Here is a 17,351-nt window from a genome sequence, read left to right as displayed (position 1 = left end):
GCCATGGCATTGCTTTTTTATTGCCTAAAACGGGCTTTTACGCATCGTCAAATTGAGTTAAAAAATCCAATGATGGCACAAAGAAAGACGACCCTGTCAGCGCTTTAGTAAACAACATCAAATGATCATGATTCCCATGACCATCACCGTGCACCATACTGCGCAGCATTTGTTCGAAGTGATCAGGTGTACGGCATACTGAAATAAACATCAAACCTTGTTCTCTAATCGAACCATATGGCATGCTTTGACGTAAAATTTCTAATGAGTTACCGTGTGGATCTTTTAAGTTAACTCGTTTTGTGTGGCTGGTTAATGGTTTATCTTCTGATTCATACTCAATATCATCAACTTTGGTACGACCAAAAATATCTTCTTGTTTTTTAAGCGGTAAACGATGCCACTTACTTAAGTTATGCATGTATTTTTGAACATGAACATAACTACCTGAGACAAATTCTTCATCTTCATCACCGACAAGCGCAACTTGTTGACGATGACGTCCTTTAGGGTTTTCTGTACCATCAACAAAACCAGTTAAGTCACGGCTGTCCATAAAGCGAAAGCCGCGTTCTTCATCGACTAACTCGACCAAATCTTCAAACATTTGGTTAATTTCATTGGCGACGAGGTGCAAAATATCATAGCGATCACAACGGATATGAATAAACAAATCATATTCCATTGCTGGTGCATCACGGTTACCTTCACTCATGGCAGGAAAAGGTTTTAATAATGCTGGGCGAGCTTCTGGATAAAAGGTATCCCAAAAATTAGCCCCAATCCCCACAAAGCCATTAAAAGCACTGTCGGCATATTGATCCGTGAGTTCATAAATATATTGGGCTACATTAGCAATAGATGGGCGTAACTGATCTTCAACACCGTCGTTGGCATTAAACATCAAGTACACACTGTGTAAATTCCCTTCTGCGCAAATCCCTAACTGTTCACGAGGCATAACTTGGTTACCCATATTAACTTCATCCACCTTAATACTATATTTCGGCCTAAACGGTGATAATTTAACGCTTTGATACGACTAGAGAACGATTAACATCTCTCATCAGTTAAGCTGATCATTAGCTTAACTTAATCAAATGTAAATTACTTGAAGTGTACTCACATTTAGCCAGCTTGTAATATCTATTGTACTCATATTCGTGCAGATAACAGCTTGATCATTCATTGCAATTATTGACTAGCTCACTAGAGTTAGAGATCAAAAAATAAAACCTAACCAGCTATTTAGCTTATTTTACCACCACTTTGCCCCGAACTAAGATTAAGAATAAGAATAAGAATAAGCAGAACGATTAAGATTACAGCATTGATAGTTAATTAAAAATCACCAGTGGATGCGCTGTAATATTTATATCCACTCGTTGACCTGCCATTAATGTTGTTAATTGACTACTAACATTCAAAATATCAGCGCCAATTTGGACTTGATAATGGCATACCGTACCAAGAAAATGCCTTTCTACAATGCACCCTCGGCCATTGATGCTAGGATGTAATTCAATTTGCTGTGGTCTCAATAATAATTGCCCTTGGCTGCCAATAGGCAAAGACAATGCTTCTGTGCTGCTAAGATCGCCCAAGGAATAGTGCACTTGATGGCTGGAGGTAACCGTAACAGGTAAGTAATTACCCGCCCCTAAAAAATCGGCAACGTAGCGATCAGTTGGTTCACTGTATAAGGTTTCGGCTTTACCATGTTGAATAATGGCGCCATCTTTAAATAAAGCCAGTTTATCTGCAAACACAAATGCTTCATCTTTACTGTGAGTCACAAACACGGCACTAACATTACGTTGTTTTAATATGGCGCGAATTTCTAACATCATATCGTTACGGACTTGCGCATCGATATTAGAAAACGGTTCGTCTAACAATAATAATTCTGGCTGATATGCCAATGCACGCGCAATCGACACTCGTTGCTGTTGACCACCAGATAATTCATGTGGGTAACGAGACGCCAACCCGGTTAATTTAACCAGCTCGAGCATTTCTTCTAATCGAGCTAACCGCACAGTACGATTGATTTCATTAACCCCAAATAAGATATTGTCTGCCACGGTTAAGTGCGGAAATAAGGCATAATCTTGAAATATCATTCCAACACCACGCTGCTCACTCGCAACAAACACACCATCACCACTCAACGTTTGCCCATTGATGCTGATGCTACCTTGGCTAATGGCTTGTAAACCCGCAATCGCACGCAGTAGTGTGGTCTTGCCGCAACCGCTGGGGCCTAATAATGCGACAATTTCACCTTGCGCCAGGGTAAGATCTAAATGGCGCAACACCACTTGACCGTCATAATCACTACACACATTTTCAATGGTTAAGGTTGACATAATTAGCCTTGTTGCTCCAATGAGCGATTAAGATAAATCAAGGGAACAAGCCCAACTAACACAATAACAATAGCAGCCAATGCGCCATGTTCTAGTTTTTCATCTGACACAAATTGGAAAACATAAGTCGCTAAGTTTTCAAATCCTATAGGACGCAATAATAACGCTGCGGGTAATTCTTTCATACTTTCAATAAACACTAACAAAGCACCAGCAAATATCCCTTTGCGCAATAAAGGTAAATGTACTCGCCATAGTAACTGAGTAGGCGTTCGCCCGAGGGTAATGCAAGCCATGTCTAAAGAAGGGGAAATACGCTTATAACTGTTTTCTAAACTGCCGATGGATATTGCAATAAAACGAACACAAAAAGCAAAAATCAATGCGAAAACACTGCCAGTCAGTAATAAACCTGGGCCTCGGGCGCCAAACCAATCGTAAATATCGTTAATTGCAAAGTCGATAAACGTCAGCGGTACCAAAACACCAATCGCCAATACTGTACCCGGTAAAGCATAACCAGTGCTGCTCAATCTTGCGGGAATCTGATCACTTTTTCGCGGACTCACACGGCGCACAAACATCAGTATCAATGATAAAACCACGCACACACCACTAACAATAGCGGCAATATATAAACTGTTTAGACTGTATTGCCAAAAACGAACATCCCAACTCTCATTGAAATAATCAATAGCATAGGCACACAACACCATAAAGGGCAGCAAAAAGGCAATAAACAACAATAATGCGCAATATCCTAGTGCGACCCAAGCCATTTTCGATGACAACACATATCTGTCAGCTTCGTTGAGGGAGGATTGTTTTTGAAATAATTGCTGTTTACGACGAGCAAACCGCTCAACGCCAATCATAGAAAATACCACCAACAGCATAATGGCTGACAGCTTTGCTGCCGCCGTTAAACTGCCATAGCCAAGCCACGTGTCGTAAACTGCTGTCGTTAATGTTGGTACGGCAAAATAACTCACGGTGGCAAAGTCTGCTGCGGTTTCCATTGCAACAAGTGCCACGCCGACAGCCAAAGCAGGTCTTGCCATTGGCAGTGCAAGACGCCAAAAACTGCGCCACGGACTGCATCCCATTACACGCGATGCGTATAATAAACTGGAAGACTGTTCCATAAACGCAGTACGCGCTAATAAATAAATATAAGGAAATAATACTAACGACAATATTATCGCTGCCCCGCCAAGACTACGTATCGCGGGGAAATAATAATCGTGGGGAGATTGCCAGCCAAACCAAGCCCTTAATACACGTTGCACTGGACCTGCATAATCAAGCATATCGGTATAAACATACGCCACAATGTAGGCTGGCATCGCTAATGGAAGAAGGAGTAACCATTGAAAATAACGGCGAAAGGGAAAATCACAACGGGCAATTAACCAAGCAGCTGGAATCGCTAAAACCAGTGTTCCAAGTCCAACCAACAACATGAGCAATAAACTATTGGCGATGTATGTCGGTAATACTGTATTGAATAAATGGCTAAATACAGCTTGATCAGGAAGAGTGGACTGCACAATTAAGGCAATCAGTGGCAAGATTAATATTGCCGTAATAATATAACCAGCAAGCGACCAGCTTCTGGTTAAACCTAAAATCATAAATAATACCGAGTTAACTCAACGCACTATCGATAAATCTGTAAATCATATCGATAATGCGCTGATAATATTTAAACGAGCTTCAGTTAAAGATCAAATTTCACTTCATCAAGCAATTTTACAGCAGCTTGATGGTGTTCAGCCAACTTATAGATAGGCAAACTATCGGCTTTAAAATCACCCCATGACGCCACTAATTCAGACGGTGCTACATCAGCTTTTACCGGATATTCCATATTAACTTCAGCATACATTTTCTGCGCAACGTTTGAAGTAAGAAATTCCATGAGCTTAATCGCGTTATCTTTATGCGGTGAATGTTTGGCTAATGCCATACCTGATACGTTTACATGAGCACCACGGTTATGTTGATTAGGGAAGTTAATTTCAACCGCTTCTGCCCAGCTTTTCTGATTTTTATCCATCAGCATGTTGCCATAGTAGTAGCTGTTACCGATAGCAATGTCACACATGCCCTCTTTAACTGCTAACACTTGATCACGATCATTACCTTGAGGCTTACGGGCTAGATTGGCTTTTACCCCTTCTAACCAGGTTTTAGTTTTCGCCTCACCGTCATGAGCAATCATCGACGCCACTAATGCGACGTTATAAGGGTGTTTGCCACTGCGAGTACAAATTTTACCTTTGTATTCTGCTGAGGCTAAGTCTTCGTAATCGATGTCAATTTTACCGCTACGATCTTTAGAAGAATACAGGTTACGAACGCGCATTGTCAGCGCATACCAATTGTTCTGTTGTGACCGATATTGAGCTGGAATATTACTATCAATCACCGCACTGTCGACGGGAGAAATAAGATCCTTTTCCACTAATTCCATTAAGCGAGAGAAATCAGATGTTAATACCACGTCTGCGGGAGATAGGCGGCCTTCGCGCACCATACGTTCTGCGATACCATCTTTAGCAAAAACAACATTTACGTCGACACCACTTTGTTCGGTAAACTTTTCTAGAATAGGCTCAATCAGGAAAGCTTGGCGGTAAGAATAAACCGTTAATGCCTCTGCGGCACTCACAGAAGAAGCAACACAAGCCAACCCTAATAATGCGACACTTTTTAACAATTTCATTAATCAACTCTCCCTAACTGAATCAATATTCCGCCACAACCGGCGTAATTGATAATGGTTATCAATTGCAATAGAGTAAGTGATCATACCAAAAGGAGCAAGCGCTGTTTCACTCTCAACAGTTAAGTTGCCAAAGCTAAAACATCAAATCGTCATGCTGTATGGCAATATGGCAAGCTTAAGCCACTATCATGGAACTATAGATTGACCAAAGTGTTACCAGTATTTTTCGACCGTAATTTGCCCTGGCGCTCGTCGAAGATTTTTTGCTAAGCCTTTTTCAACCAAAGCGGTTTGCGCATCACTTATCATTCCAGGGTTACCACAAATCATCACTTGAGAATGTTCTGCATTAATCCCTAAGCCTGCTTTCTGTTCAATTAATCCGCTGCTAATACCATCAGGAATGCGACATGATAAGCCTTCGGGATAATCTTCACGGGTCACAATTGGAATAAACACAAACTGAAGAGGATGTTGGCTAATAAACTGTTTAATCGTTTCTAAATAAGCTAAATCTTCACCAAGCCTTACACCATAAACTAACACGACTTTTTCAAAGCGTTGCCATGGCTCATCGGTTGCAAGCATAGAGATAAATGGACCCACTGCAGTGCCTGTCGCTAACAGCCATAAGTGCTTGCCTTGCAATGCCCCTTTAGGCACTTCATCTAAAGTCATAAAACCGGTCGCTTTAGGCGTGACTTGAATGGTATCACCAGGGCTTAATGCTTTTAGATCTGGCGATAACTGACCATCCTCTACCGCAACAGCCAGCACTTCGACATAATCAGTCCCTGGTGGATTGACAAGCGAATACGCCCGCGCGACACGTTTATCATCACGCATTTGGCTAAGCTTAATAAACTGACCTGCGATAAAAGGTTCGACATCGGCTTTGATACGCAACGAGAATAATTTATCATTCCAATCAATGCGTTTTAGCACGGTACCGGTAATCCACATGACTTTGTTCCTTTTAGACTGGCCTATGTATCTACTATAATACCAATCTATACAGATATTTGCTTAATTAAAAGCCTTCCAGATTTATATCTATAGCGAATAATCTAACGCTATTAATTCGCTTAAAAAGAACAGAGCTAAGTTTACGTAGTTGATGAATCTTGCTTTGCTGAATTAGCATCTAGGCGGTCTTGCTGAAACTGAGCAAGTTTTTGTTGTATGAGTTCATAGGTTTGATCAACACCAGCAGCAATATCACCGTCTAAGACTTTTAGCCCAGATAAGATATCGCTAGCCTCTTTAAAACCTTGATCAATAGCATCGCCAATTTTCACCATAAAACTGCTAACTTGCTCATCAAATCCCATGGATTTATTTTGTTGCTGATGTGTCGAGAAAAAATTTGTGGCAAAGCTGACAATACGATCGGCAGTCGCTTCAGGAGAGTAATCCACTCCACTTTCAATACTCTTTTGGACTGAGTTCTCCCCTAGCGTTGGCGCAAGCTCTTCATTAATGGCTTCAATCGCGGCACGATAAAGTAATGCCATAGACTTATCACCCGCAGCAATACTGACCTCTTCTTGCGCCGCTAAAATCGAATTATTCATCATTTGTCGACTTAGCTGATTGCTGGTTAACTTAGACTCAACCGGCGTATTTTTTTCAGCTTGGTGGGTTGATGAAGTTTGCGGTGTATTGACTGTTTTATTGTCACGCAGTGGACTCGCATTACTGCTATTTGATTGTTTAATTTCCATGATATTAGCTCACATACAATGACCGATAGCTTAATTATCGACCAAAATACACATTTCTAAAGCCATACATTAAAACAATTAAGAAAAATTTATTTATATTACGTTTACTAAAGAATAGCTTGTTGATTAACATCATCAATTTAACTTGCCCAAATGAACATCTGCTAATATGGTAATCAGATTAAAAGCCAGATAGGAATAACAACATGCCGCAACAACATTGGTTTATGTGGGGAATAGATATTTTTTCCGGTCTTTTCTTAGTGTTATTTTGGTTATTATTGATCGCTGTAATTTACATGTTTATCGCTGACAAACTGCAAACAAAACAAGCCATACGACACAACTATCCTGTTATCGGTCGTTTTCGATATATATTTGAAAAACAAGGTGAGTTTTTTAGACAATACTTTTTTTCTCAAGATCGCGAAGAACTGCCGTTTAATCGAGCCGAACGCAGTTGGGTATATCGCGCAGCTAAAAATGTTGACCGAACAATTGCGTTTGGGTCGACACAAGTTCTGGATAAACCGGGCGCGGTAATGTTCATGAACTCAGCATTCCCCGTCAGTGATCATGACACTCACCAAACCATCGCAGTAACCATTGGTCCTGAATGTAAACACCCTTACACAACTGATAAAATTTGCCATATCTCGGCAATGAGCTTTGGAGCCTTGTCTCGTCCAGCCGTTACAGCACTATCCCATGGCGCAGCAAAAGCAGGTTGTTGGCTCAATACTGGTGAGGGTGGGTTAAGCCCTTATCATCTCAAAGGACATTGTGATTTAGTTTTTCAGATAGGTACCGCTAAATACGGAGTGCGTAACGAGCATGGTCATTTAGATCCACAAAAGCTGACCGATATTGCCGCTCATTCTGAAGTAAAAATGTTTGAAATTAAATTAAGCCAAGGTGCGAAGCCTGGAAAAGGAGGCATTTTACCGGCGATAAAAGTCACCGAAGAAATAGCAACCATTCGCGGTATTCCAGCAGGGCAAGACTCCATAAGCCCCAATGGCCATATTGAATTACATAATGTTGCTGACATTATCGATATGATCAATCAAGTAAGAGATATCACCGGAAAACCAACCGGTATTAAAGCGGTATTAGGTGATATGTCTTGGGTTACTGAATTCCTCGATGAAATTGAACGTCGTGGTATTGAATATGCGCCAGACTTTTTTACCTTAGACAGTTCCGATGGTGGTACGGGCGCAGCCCCCCAAGCTTTAATGGATAATGTCGGCTTACCACTGCGCCAAAGTTTACCGTTACTGGTTGATTTACTGAATGAACGCAGCTTTAAACAACGCATTAAGGTTATTGCGACCGGTAAAATGATCATGCCGTCATACGTGGCATGGGCATTAGCCACTGGCGCCGACTTTATCGCCTCAGCTCGCGGAAACATGTTTGCCTTAGGTTGTATTCAATCGCTACAGTGCAACCGAGACACCTGCCCAACCGGTATAACCACTCATAATATACGATTGCAAAAAGGCTTAGATCCAAAAGATAAATCTGCACGAGTCGCAAACTACAATCATTTCTTACATTACGATTTAACCATGATCGCACATTCATGTGGTGTAACCGACCCGAGATACTTAACCCGCCATCATGCCCGAATAGTACAATCCACAGGTGTAGCTGTAACTCTCGATAAACATTACCGACACATGCAATAAAGTAGACCATCAATCACAGTAAATAACAGGGGCCCCTAGCGGATTACTTTGCCGAAGTTAAGAAAACGTGTACAATATACTTTGATATCGATCACAGTAAGTAGCCTTAATGTGATTTTAAAGAGGCACCAATTCAGAGGATTTCGCGTTGAACATAAAAACGAATGCAGTAGATCTAAATGTCAAAAGCTTAAGTTTAAGCTGTAAAAACTGTAATCGAATGACAGAAATCGAAGGTGAATTTGTGTGTTTTGAACAAGGTAGAATTAAGCGCTTAACACTAGATCCGTCTCCAGCAGCACTCATAAAAATGGTGTGTATTGGTTGGCAGAAAAAGTAAGCTTTTGATAATTAGTAGCAGCACTCGTCACAACTGAATCAACTCAATATAATTCCTATCTTCTTCCAAGTATTTGATAACATAAACCAGCCAAATAATAGCGGTTAAAATCAATTGAACATTTCAAAATAATCCGTTGATATCACTTTATCTACAAATTATGCAAATCTATGACCCAGCATGAGTTAATTAAACCGATTTAAACTAGAAAAGAATGTTCTGCGGACCATCACTTTATTTAATAATATTTTTATCGAGGTCGTTGTTCATAGACTTAGCTAAAGTGAGCCCACGAGTTGTTACCCTTAAGCCAGCACACAAGTCGTTATAAACAATGTTAATAGCATCATCAGACATGCTACGTGTTTTAAGCATTGCCATAATAGCAAACCAATCAGTTGTCACTTGATGTCGGGTGCCTTCTAGCGCCGCAATTAACGCAATATTATGCACAAGTCACCTCCATACACGAATTCGCACCTTTAATAAAATCCAATTGATTGAAAAATATAGTTATCCGGAATAAATAACCCACAAGTTAGGCTATAGATTAACTGCGTTGATCACTGTCGTCAAAAAATTCATTAGCCTTAAATATAACCAGACGATTTAAACACCATTCAGCGCTGTTAAAGTAGTCAGATATTGAACTTTTACGCTATAAATAGGTTCTTATTTGTACCGATGACGGTATTTTATCCGACAACATCAGGTAGCAATATTCATTGTTTAACCCTTACCCATTCGCCAAATCTTTCTGTTCATGTTGAATATGCCAAAGCCGAGCATAAAGCCCTTGTTGAGCTAACAAACTGGCATGTGTTCCATGCTCAACAATCTTACCTTTACTCAATACGACTATTTGGTCTGCATCAATAATGGTCGATAAACGATGGGCTACCACTAAACTTGTATGACCTTTTGCTGCATCTCGCAAAGCACTCAAAATGGCTTGCTCAGAGCGTGAATCTAATGACGATGTGGCTTCATCAAACACTAAAATAGGTGCACCTTTCAACACCGCTCTAGCAATAGCAACACGTTGCTTTTCGCCGCCAGAGAGCTTTAATCCTCGCTCACCGACCTTGGTATTACCTTTATCTGGCAATGATTCAATAAAGTCGCTCAAATGAGCCAACTTAATCGCCGCGATAATCTCATCGTGAGTCGCATCTGAGCGACCATACCTAATATTTTCATATATAGAATCATTAAATAAGACGGTATCTTGCGGTACCACTGCGATAGATCTTCTTAAGGCCTGTTGGCTAAGCTGACGCACATCAATACCATCAATAGTGATAGACCCACGGTCAACATCATAAAAGCGAAATAACAATTTAATGATTGTTGATTTACCTGCGCCACTGTCGCCCACTACGGCAATTTTTTTCCCTGCTGGCACATCAAAACTGACACTGTTTAAAATAGCGCGTTGATCGTAATGAAAGCTTACATCGGTGAATTTTATCGCTCCGACAGTGGGACTGGCTTCAATTGCATCGACATGGTCTAACACTTGTGGTTGTTTGGCTAAAATATCAAACATACGTTCAATGTTAGCTAATGCTCCACGGATTTCGCGGTAAACAAAGCCTAAAAAATTTAATGGAATAAACAGCTGCATCATAAAAGCATTAATGAGGACAAAGTCACCAATTGTCATCGAGCCTTGGCTCACTTCATAAGCAGCCAGCCCCATCATCGCCGTCATAGCAACAGCAATAATTAATGCCTGACCACCGTTAAGAGCAAACAATGATAAGCGGTTTTTCCGCTTTGCCACTTCCCATTGTTCAAGTGCAGAATCATATCGTTGTGACTCAAATTCTTCATTGTTAAAATATTTTACAGTTTCATAATTTAACAAACTATCGATTGAACGAGTATTAGCTAGCGAGTCAGCTCTTGCAGCATCACGCACATAACCGGTGCGCCACTCTGTTGCCACAATTGAATAACCAATATAGGCAACCACAGAAAACAAGGTGATCAATGCAAAACTGACGCCATAGTTATAAAAGAAAATACCAATCACTAAGGCAATCTCAAGCAGTGTTGGCACAATATTAAATACCATAAAGCGCATTAAAAAACTGACGCCACTGGTGCCACGTTCAATATCGCGAGACAGGCCACCGGTACGGCGATCTAAATGAAAATCAAGATCGAGCCGATGTAAATGTTCAAAAACAGCCCTTCCAAGGCGGCGAATTGCTCGTTCAGTAACGCGGCCAAATAACGTATCCCGTATCTCGCCAATAATGACATTGAGCAAACGGACCATACCATAAGCTAGCACCAATCCGATAGGTACGGCGATGATCTGGGCTGCGGATTGTTTATCCAGCGTGTCGACTAATTCTTTCAGAATGAATGGCAGCCCAACACTCGCGATTTTAGCAACGATTAAGCAAATCATGGCTAACAAGACTCGTGCTTTAAATTCTAATAAATATGGCCATAATAATCTTAAAACATGCCAATTTAACTTCCCTACCGGGCCTTCGAAGTACGCAGAAGGTCTCATTTATGCTCCAGTTAATTACTACTGCTATAGGCAGTTCACCACGATCTAATATTGATTGTCTTATTATATGTCATTTTCTAATCAGACATCGGTCACATTACGATGGATTAAGTCCGCACTCATTTTTATCATAAAATGGCTATTTTAATGTCACGCAAGTACTACTTTAGAACTACCAAAGAATGAAATTACACAGACTAAAATACTACTTTTTAATTTTTTTTAGCCATTTTGTGCTTTTTTAAGCTAAATAGAGTTATTTCTGTAAGCAGAATTTGTTACTCTTCAAGTACAGATAAACGCCTATTTGATAATAAACAAATAACGATTTACTAGTTTAAAGGATGCTTTATGTTGGATAGCTCGAAAATTCAATACCCACCATTACAACTAATACAAACATGGGTATGGATGATGATTGAATCAGGTAACCCTGAACTGCAAGATAAAGGTCGTGATAATCTTATCTCTGCTTTTGGCAGTTTAGCAAAGGCCAATGAATACTTAGTACAACATATAAAAAAATAAGGCGCATTGAGCGCCTTATTTTTTAGGTGTGACTAACTCAAATATCAGGCTTGACGTCGGTCAAGTACACTCTTATTCAGTGTTGCTAAAAGTGACTCTGTGTCATCCCAACCAATACAAGCATCCGTTACGCTCTGTCCGTAGCACAATTCACTACCTTCAATGAGGTCTTGGCGTCCTTCAACTAAATGACTTTCAACCATCACACCAAAAATAGCATGATTACCTTGAGATATTTGCCCAGCGACATCATCGGCAACCAGCATCTGCTTTTTATAATCTTTACTACTATTAGCATGGCTAAAATCAATCATAATATTGTCAGTTAAGCCTGACTTAGCAAGCTGTTTGGCGATATCAGACACATGTTCGGCACTATAGTTAGGTGCTCGACCGCCACGTAAAATGATATGGCAATCTGGATTCCCTTTAGTTGACACTATGGCCGAATGACCAAACTTAGTAACCGACAAGAAATGATGTGGCGCACTCGCGGCTCCAATGGCATCAATAGCCACTTTAATGGTTCCGTCGGTACCATTTTTAAATCCTACAGGACAAGACAGCCCCGATGATAATTCACGGTGTACTTGAGATTCGGTAGTACGTGCGCCGATGGCGCCCCAACACATCATGTCAGCAACATATTGAGGTGTGATCATATCTAAAAACTCACCTGCTGTTGGCATTCCTGAGTCATTTAAATCGACAAGTAATTTACGAGCGGTCCGTAAACCATCATTTAATTGAAAACTGTTATCCATATAAGGATCATTAATTAACCCTTTCCAACCGACTGTCGTTCTCGGCTTTTCAAAATACACTCGCATGACAATTTCAAGCTGATTTTTATACTGTTCCCGCAATTTAACTAAGCGTTGACCATACTCTAAGGCGGCAACAGGATCGTGAATTGAGCAAGGGCCAATCACCACTAATAAGCGATCATCTTTACGGGCTAAAATTTGATGAATACTGTTACGCGCATTAAAAACAGTTGATGATGCATGTTCGGTTGCCGGAAATCGTTCTAGAATCGCAATGGGTGGCAGCAATTCTTTTATTTCATCGATACGAATATCGTCATTTTGATAATGCATAGTGGTTACAACTCCGGCAAAACGTCTTATGTGTCTGATTCAGTAAAAATAAATCAGCTGATACGATTCATTAAAAATGATAAAAAACCATCGAAAAAATGAACATGAATCATCAATTTAACCAGTATCTATCGACAAATCAATCAAGTATTATTCATCAGTGCCGATAACAGAGACTATACGTAAGTGATTGGGAATACGTAATAAGAAGCAATAGCAACTCAGCTAAGTTAACGGCTGCGTAAAACGAGTATGGAATACACTTATACATTGATTGTTTAGCACCTAATATCACTAAAACAAACTGTCTTATCAAAAAGACACTCTAATGATATTAATATGCTTTACTTTAGTGATTAACATCATTAATTCAACGCAAGGAAGATGAGCGACTTAATACTTGGCAAGCTATCAAGAGGAGGATAACACATTGAAATATCGGTCAATTTTTTTATTAAGCTTATTATTAACTCTTTGCTATCCCGCCATTGCCACGTCCGTTGATCCAATCGATGATGTACACGAATTAGTCGAATTCCACTCGCAAACTTACCATGAAAAATTGATTCCAGTCATTGATAGTATTAGTTTTTCTACCAGTAACAGTATTGCACCTTATTTCTTTACCGATGAAAATGCTGGCGTGCAGTATGACCTTTTGAAGGCAGCTCTGAACAGTGAAAATATAGACATAAAAGAAATTGTTCATGCGCCTAATTTACGTGCACAGCGTCTAGTTAAAACCAATAAAATAGACTGCATGATCAATGCCCCTGATAATGTGGAAGGACTGTTTTATACGCAAAGCTTACTTGAATATAAAAATAGCGTGTTTTACTTATCAAGAAACAACCTTCAAATTGAACAATTTAACGATCTTAGCGCATTGTCTATTTTAGGATTTCAAAACTCAAAACAATACTTAGGTGATGAGTTTAAAGACATCGCGAATGCTAACCCTCACTACAGTGAAATAACCAATCAAAAAAGCCAAGTGGTGATGTTATTTAATGGATATGTTGAAGTCATTGTTTTAGAAAGACGGATATTTGAATATTATCGTCATTTACTCAAATCAAAACTCGATACCAGTATCCCAGTAACAGAAGTGGTATTGTTTGACCCTGCACAACGAAAAATTGCTTGTCATGATCAAATAATAGCTAACCGAGTAGATAGTGCTATTACTACACTCAAACAGTCATATCGCTACCAAGAGATACTCGACCTAGCTGAACAAAACAATTATCAACCACAGCATCAAATGCCTTAAAGGTACTAATCCTGTTTCAACGCTTGCAGCTTAATTTGGTAGCGTTGCTTATTACTATTATCACTTAAGGCCAACGCACGTTTAAGATTTTTCTCAGCCAACCGCTCTTCACCTGTTGCCCAATAAGCCCTAGACAAACCAAAATAAAACTCATGGCGATAATCCGCTTTATCAACAGCTCGTTTATACCATATGAGTGCATCTTGATATTGCTTATCAAAATACGCTTGTTGAGCCATGTCAAAATAATAAAACGGATTATTTATTCTCGCCAGCTCAAGCACCTTATGTATTTGTGCCCATTCATCTAAACGCCCTTGTTGACCTAAAATCAACGCCAAATTGTATAATGTGGTTAAATCTTGAGAGTCAATTTGTAGCGCTAAACGATATGCATATTCAGCCTCATCTTCGTAGCCCTTATGTCGATAAATAACCGCTAGGGTATTGATTGCTGCAACATGTTGCGGATCCAGTTGAATGCTTTTTTTAACCAATGCATAAGCTGTATCATAATCGGTGTTAATCAACGCTTCTGCTGCAATATTGTTATAAAACATCGAGGTTAACTGGCGCTTATTAACTGTTTTTTTATGATAAGCACGCACAGAACGTTCAGGTAAAAAGTCCACTAGAACATCTGTACCTCTAAATAACACTGTGTTATTTGACCTCGGAGGTAATAAACGTAAATTAACGTGACCATTAACTAAATAAAAACCACCTCGTCTATCCCACACGGGTTCAACATCGATGTCATTAAACTCCACGGGCACATTTAACGCATCAGCCAGTGCTGCCGACAACACAACCAAAGACATACAATTACCTTGACGATTAAGCACGGTTTCACTGGCAGAGCGAGTCACATTATCACGGTATTCAAAACCACCATCTTGTGCGCCTATATATTGCGCCAACCATTCATTAGCCATAACATTTTGATTACGAAGAGTACTATCGGCTTGAAACTGTCGTCTAAATTGTGCGACAAACTTTTCAGGTAAACGATAAATATCATCAATAGACACAGTCTCAACAGGCATGAACATTTCATCATGAAATAGGTCAGCAATCTTTACAGCTTTGTTTTGGGGTTGAGTTGATTGACAAGCACTCATACTGAAAAGTAAAACAGTAAACAGTAGATGAGTCCATTTAGGTTTTAATTGGTCATCATGAGTAAGGGGATTAATCTCTGTCTTTTTTGAGTGATGAGTTAACATTATTCAGCCCTCAGATAGGAATACGCTATCTAAAAGCATAGTCAATAGTTACCCATTAGGCCAAAACTACAACGGTAAGGTTGTAACGACTTATTTGCTACTGAGGTGGATTATCACTAACTGGAGGATCTATTTGGATAAAAAGTTGTCTGTCTTGATATTCATAGGGACGATAAAATTGATGGCCACAGCTAAAATAATCAAATGGTGACGTCACGGCTAAGCAACCGATAGGCAATGATTGTAAAATCGTTATCTGCTGTTGCTGCCTTAACAACTCTTGCCATTGGTGCTGTTGTAATACAAGATCGCGTACAGCAAAAGCATCAAAAGGCGTTGATGACTGGCGCACCACAACGGTGCCAGCATGGCTCGTCGCACTCAATAACAAAGATCCCATTAATAAATTTATCAGTGCTGGTTTCATCATTACCTCGTCACAAATTTCATCTTATAGTGTATACCGTTAAGCTAGCACATCCTTCATTATTTACCTCAAGTAAGTCGATAATAATGTTATTAATCCATAAAAAAACAGAACCTAAAGGTTCTGTTTTCAATGTTAGCTAATTAACTCATTAACCCGCGGTTTTAACACTCACAAACTCAGGGTAAGCATCTACTCCACAGTCAGAAGCATCCATACCGTTGTACTCTTCTTCTTCGGTCACACGGATACCCATAGTCATTTTTAATACAAACCATACCAATAACGATGTGGTAAATACCCAAATGAAGATTACTGCTGCACCGTATAACTGACTACCAAAACTAGCATCAGCATTTGATAATGGCACTAACATTAGTCCAAGGAACCCTGCAACACCGTGCACTGAAATGGCACCTACTGGGTCATCAATTTTAATTCGGTCAAATGCAATCACAGAAAAAATAACAACTGCACCAGCAACCAAACCAATCACACCGGCCATTAATATTGATGGCGATAATGGATCAGCAGTAATGGCGACTAACCCCGCTAACGCACCGTTTAAAATCATGGTTAAATCTGCTTTACCCCAAACAACTTTACACACAATAAGCGCTGAGATTGCCCCAAATGCGGCGGCAGAGTTAGTGTTTACAAAGATTTTAGCGACAGCACTGGCGTTTTCAGCATCAGAAACCAACAGTTGTGAACCACCGTTGAAGCCAAACCAACCCATCCATAAAATGAACATACCTAAGGTAGCCATTGGTAAGTTAGAGCCAGGAATAGGATGAACTTGGCCATTTTCACCATATTTACCTTTACGAGCACCAAGAAGCAGCACACCAGATATTGCAGCAGCAGCACCAGCCATGTGTACAATGCCACTACCAGCAAAGTCAACAAAACCAGCTTCAGAGAGGAATCCGCCGCCCCAAGTCCAGTAGCCTTCAATAGGATAAATGACAGCGGTCATTACTACTGAAAAAGCTAAGAAAGACCATAACTTCATTCGCTCAGCCACAGCACCAGATACTATCGACATTGCCGTAGCAACAAACACGACTTGGAAGAAAAAGTCTGATTCCAAAGCATGGTCTGCACCATCAGCTTGCGAACCGATTAACGAACCAAAAGAAGGGATGAAACCACCTTCAACATTATCGACATACATAATGTTGTAACCGACAAGCAAAAACATGACACATGCAATTGAGTATAAACACACGTTTTTGGTTAAAATTTCAGTGGTGTTTTTTGAGCGAACTAAGCCAGCTTCTAACATGGCAAAACCAGCTGCCATCCACATGACTAACGCACCTGAAATGAGGAAATAGAACGTATCTAATGCAAAACGTAGTTCAGTTACCGTCAGGCCTAATTGAGTTAATTCTTCCATGCCAGCC

At 40.0% G+C, this 17,351-nt stretch carries 16 protein-coding genes; 4 read left to right on the top strand and 12 right to left on the bottom strand.

Annotated features, from left to right (window positions below):
* Nucleotides 1-37: 37 nt before the first annotated feature.
* The 6 genes from SFRI_RS03270 to SFRI_RS03245 form a co-directional block, all read right to left on the bottom strand.
* The gene (locus SFRI_RS03270) at nucleotides 38-976 is read right to left on the bottom strand and encodes a Dyp-type peroxidase (RefSeq protein WP_011636126.1); all 939 of its coding nucleotides are present in this window, start codon (nucleotides 974-976) and stop codon (nucleotides 38-40) included.
* A gap of 361 nt (nucleotides 977-1,337) precedes the next feature.
* A complete protein-coding gene (locus SFRI_RS03265; protein WP_011636125.1) occupies nucleotides 1,338-2,369 on the bottom strand; it encodes an ABC transporter ATP-binding protein in 1,032 nt (343 codons plus the stop codon).
* A gap of 2 nt (nucleotides 2,370-2,371) precedes the next feature.
* Nucleotides 2,372-4,003 carry an ABC transporter permease gene (locus SFRI_RS03260; protein ID WP_011636124.1) on the bottom strand — a complete coding sequence of 544 codons (1,632 nt, stop codon included), beginning with the start codon at nucleotides 4,001-4,003 and terminating at the stop codon, nucleotides 2,372-2,374.
* 86 nt (nucleotides 4,004-4,089) lie between these two features.
* Nucleotides 4,090-5,097, bottom strand: a complete 1,008-nt coding sequence (locus tag SFRI_RS03255) for a Fe(3+) ABC transporter substrate-binding protein (protein WP_011636123.1) — start codon at nucleotides 5,095-5,097, stop codon at nucleotides 4,090-4,092.
* Between the two features lie 216 nt (nucleotides 5,098-5,313).
* Nucleotides 5,314-6,063, bottom strand: a complete 750-nt coding sequence (locus SFRI_RS03250) for a ferredoxin--NADP reductase (RefSeq protein WP_011636122.1) — start codon at nucleotides 6,061-6,063, stop codon at nucleotides 5,314-5,316.
* 143 nt (nucleotides 6,064-6,206) lie between these two features.
* Nucleotides 6,207-6,824 carry a DUF5610 domain-containing protein gene (locus SFRI_RS03245; protein ID WP_011636121.1) on the bottom strand — a complete coding sequence of 206 codons (618 nt, stop codon included), beginning with the start codon at nucleotides 6,822-6,824 and terminating at the stop codon, nucleotides 6,207-6,209.
* 206 nt (nucleotides 6,825-7,030) lie between these two features.
* Here SFRI_RS03245 and SFRI_RS03240 point away from each other — a divergent pair, with 206 nt between their 5' ends.
* Nucleotides 7,031-8,518, top strand: coding sequence for an FMN-binding glutamate synthase family protein (locus SFRI_RS03240; protein WP_011636120.1), 1,488 nt, complete (start codon nucleotides 7,031-7,033; stop codon nucleotides 8,516-8,518).
* 148 nt (nucleotides 8,519-8,666) lie between these two features.
* The gene (locus SFRI_RS03235; protein ID WP_011636119.1) at nucleotides 8,667-8,858 is read left to right on the top strand and encodes a hypothetical protein; all 192 of its coding nucleotides are present in this window, start codon (nucleotides 8,667-8,669) and stop codon (nucleotides 8,856-8,858) included.
* Between the two features lie 234 nt (nucleotides 8,859-9,092).
* Here SFRI_RS03235 and SFRI_RS03230 read toward each other — a convergent pair whose 3' ends face one another.
* Both SFRI_RS03230 and SFRI_RS03225 read right to left on the bottom strand, forming a co-directional pair.
* The gene (locus tag SFRI_RS03230; RefSeq protein WP_011636118.1) at nucleotides 9,093-9,311 is read right to left on the bottom strand and encodes a hypothetical protein; all 219 of its coding nucleotides are present in this window, start codon (nucleotides 9,309-9,311) and stop codon (nucleotides 9,093-9,095) included.
* A gap of 283 nt (nucleotides 9,312-9,594) precedes the next feature.
* Nucleotides 9,595-11,388 carry an ABCB family ABC transporter ATP-binding protein/permease gene (locus SFRI_RS03225; RefSeq protein ID WP_011636117.1) on the bottom strand — a complete coding sequence of 598 codons (1,794 nt, stop codon included), beginning with the start codon at nucleotides 11,386-11,388 and terminating at the stop codon, nucleotides 9,595-9,597.
* Nucleotides 11,389-11,739: 351 nt separating this feature from the next.
* Between SFRI_RS03225 and SFRI_RS21430 the strand changes: the two genes are divergently transcribed.
* Nucleotides 11,740-11,916, top strand: coding sequence for a hypothetical protein (locus SFRI_RS21430; RefSeq protein WP_011636116.1), 177 nt, complete (start codon nucleotides 11,740-11,742; stop codon nucleotides 11,914-11,916).
* Between the two features lie 44 nt (nucleotides 11,917-11,960).
* Here the strand turns inward: SFRI_RS21430 and aroG are convergent, their stop codons facing one another.
* On the bottom strand, nucleotides 11,961-13,016 hold the full coding sequence (gene aroG / locus SFRI_RS03220) for a 3-deoxy-7-phosphoheptulonate synthase AroG (RefSeq protein WP_011636115.1): 1,056 nt from the start codon (nucleotides 13,014-13,016) through the stop codon (nucleotides 11,961-11,963).
* A gap of 430 nt (nucleotides 13,017-13,446) precedes the next feature.
* Between aroG and SFRI_RS03215 the strand changes: the two genes are divergently transcribed.
* A complete protein-coding gene (locus tag SFRI_RS03215; protein ID WP_011636114.1) occupies nucleotides 13,447-14,289 on the top strand; it encodes a substrate-binding periplasmic protein in 843 nt (280 codons plus the stop codon).
* Nucleotides 14,290-14,294: 5 nt separating this feature from the next.
* On the opposite strand, the gene SFRI_RS03210 is transcribed toward SFRI_RS03215, so the two are convergent.
* The 3 genes from SFRI_RS03210 to SFRI_RS03200 form a co-directional block, all read right to left on the bottom strand.
* Nucleotides 14,295-15,515, bottom strand: coding sequence for a tetratricopeptide repeat protein (locus SFRI_RS03210; RefSeq protein ID WP_011636113.1), 1,221 nt, complete (start codon nucleotides 15,513-15,515; stop codon nucleotides 14,295-14,297).
* Between the two features lie 97 nt (nucleotides 15,516-15,612).
* Nucleotides 15,613-15,942: a hypothetical protein gene (locus SFRI_RS03205; protein ID WP_086019736.1), complete on the bottom strand. Its 330-nt coding sequence runs from the start codon at nucleotides 15,940-15,942 to the stop codon at nucleotides 15,613-15,615.
* A 151-nt stretch (nucleotides 15,943-16,093) separates the two neighbouring features.
* Nucleotides 16,094-17,344: an ammonium transporter gene (locus SFRI_RS03200; protein WP_011636111.1), complete on the bottom strand. Its 1,251-nt coding sequence runs from the start codon at nucleotides 17,342-17,344 to the stop codon at nucleotides 16,094-16,096.
* Nucleotides 17,345-17,351: the final 7 nt, after the last annotated feature.

The sequence above is a fragment of the Shewanella frigidimarina NCIMB 400 genome, from assembly GCF_000014705.1.
GTDB classification, from domain to species: Bacteria; Pseudomonadota; Gammaproteobacteria; order Enterobacterales; family Shewanellaceae; genus Shewanella; species Shewanella frigidimarina.
This window is presented reverse-complemented; position numbering and strand designations above follow the sequence as displayed.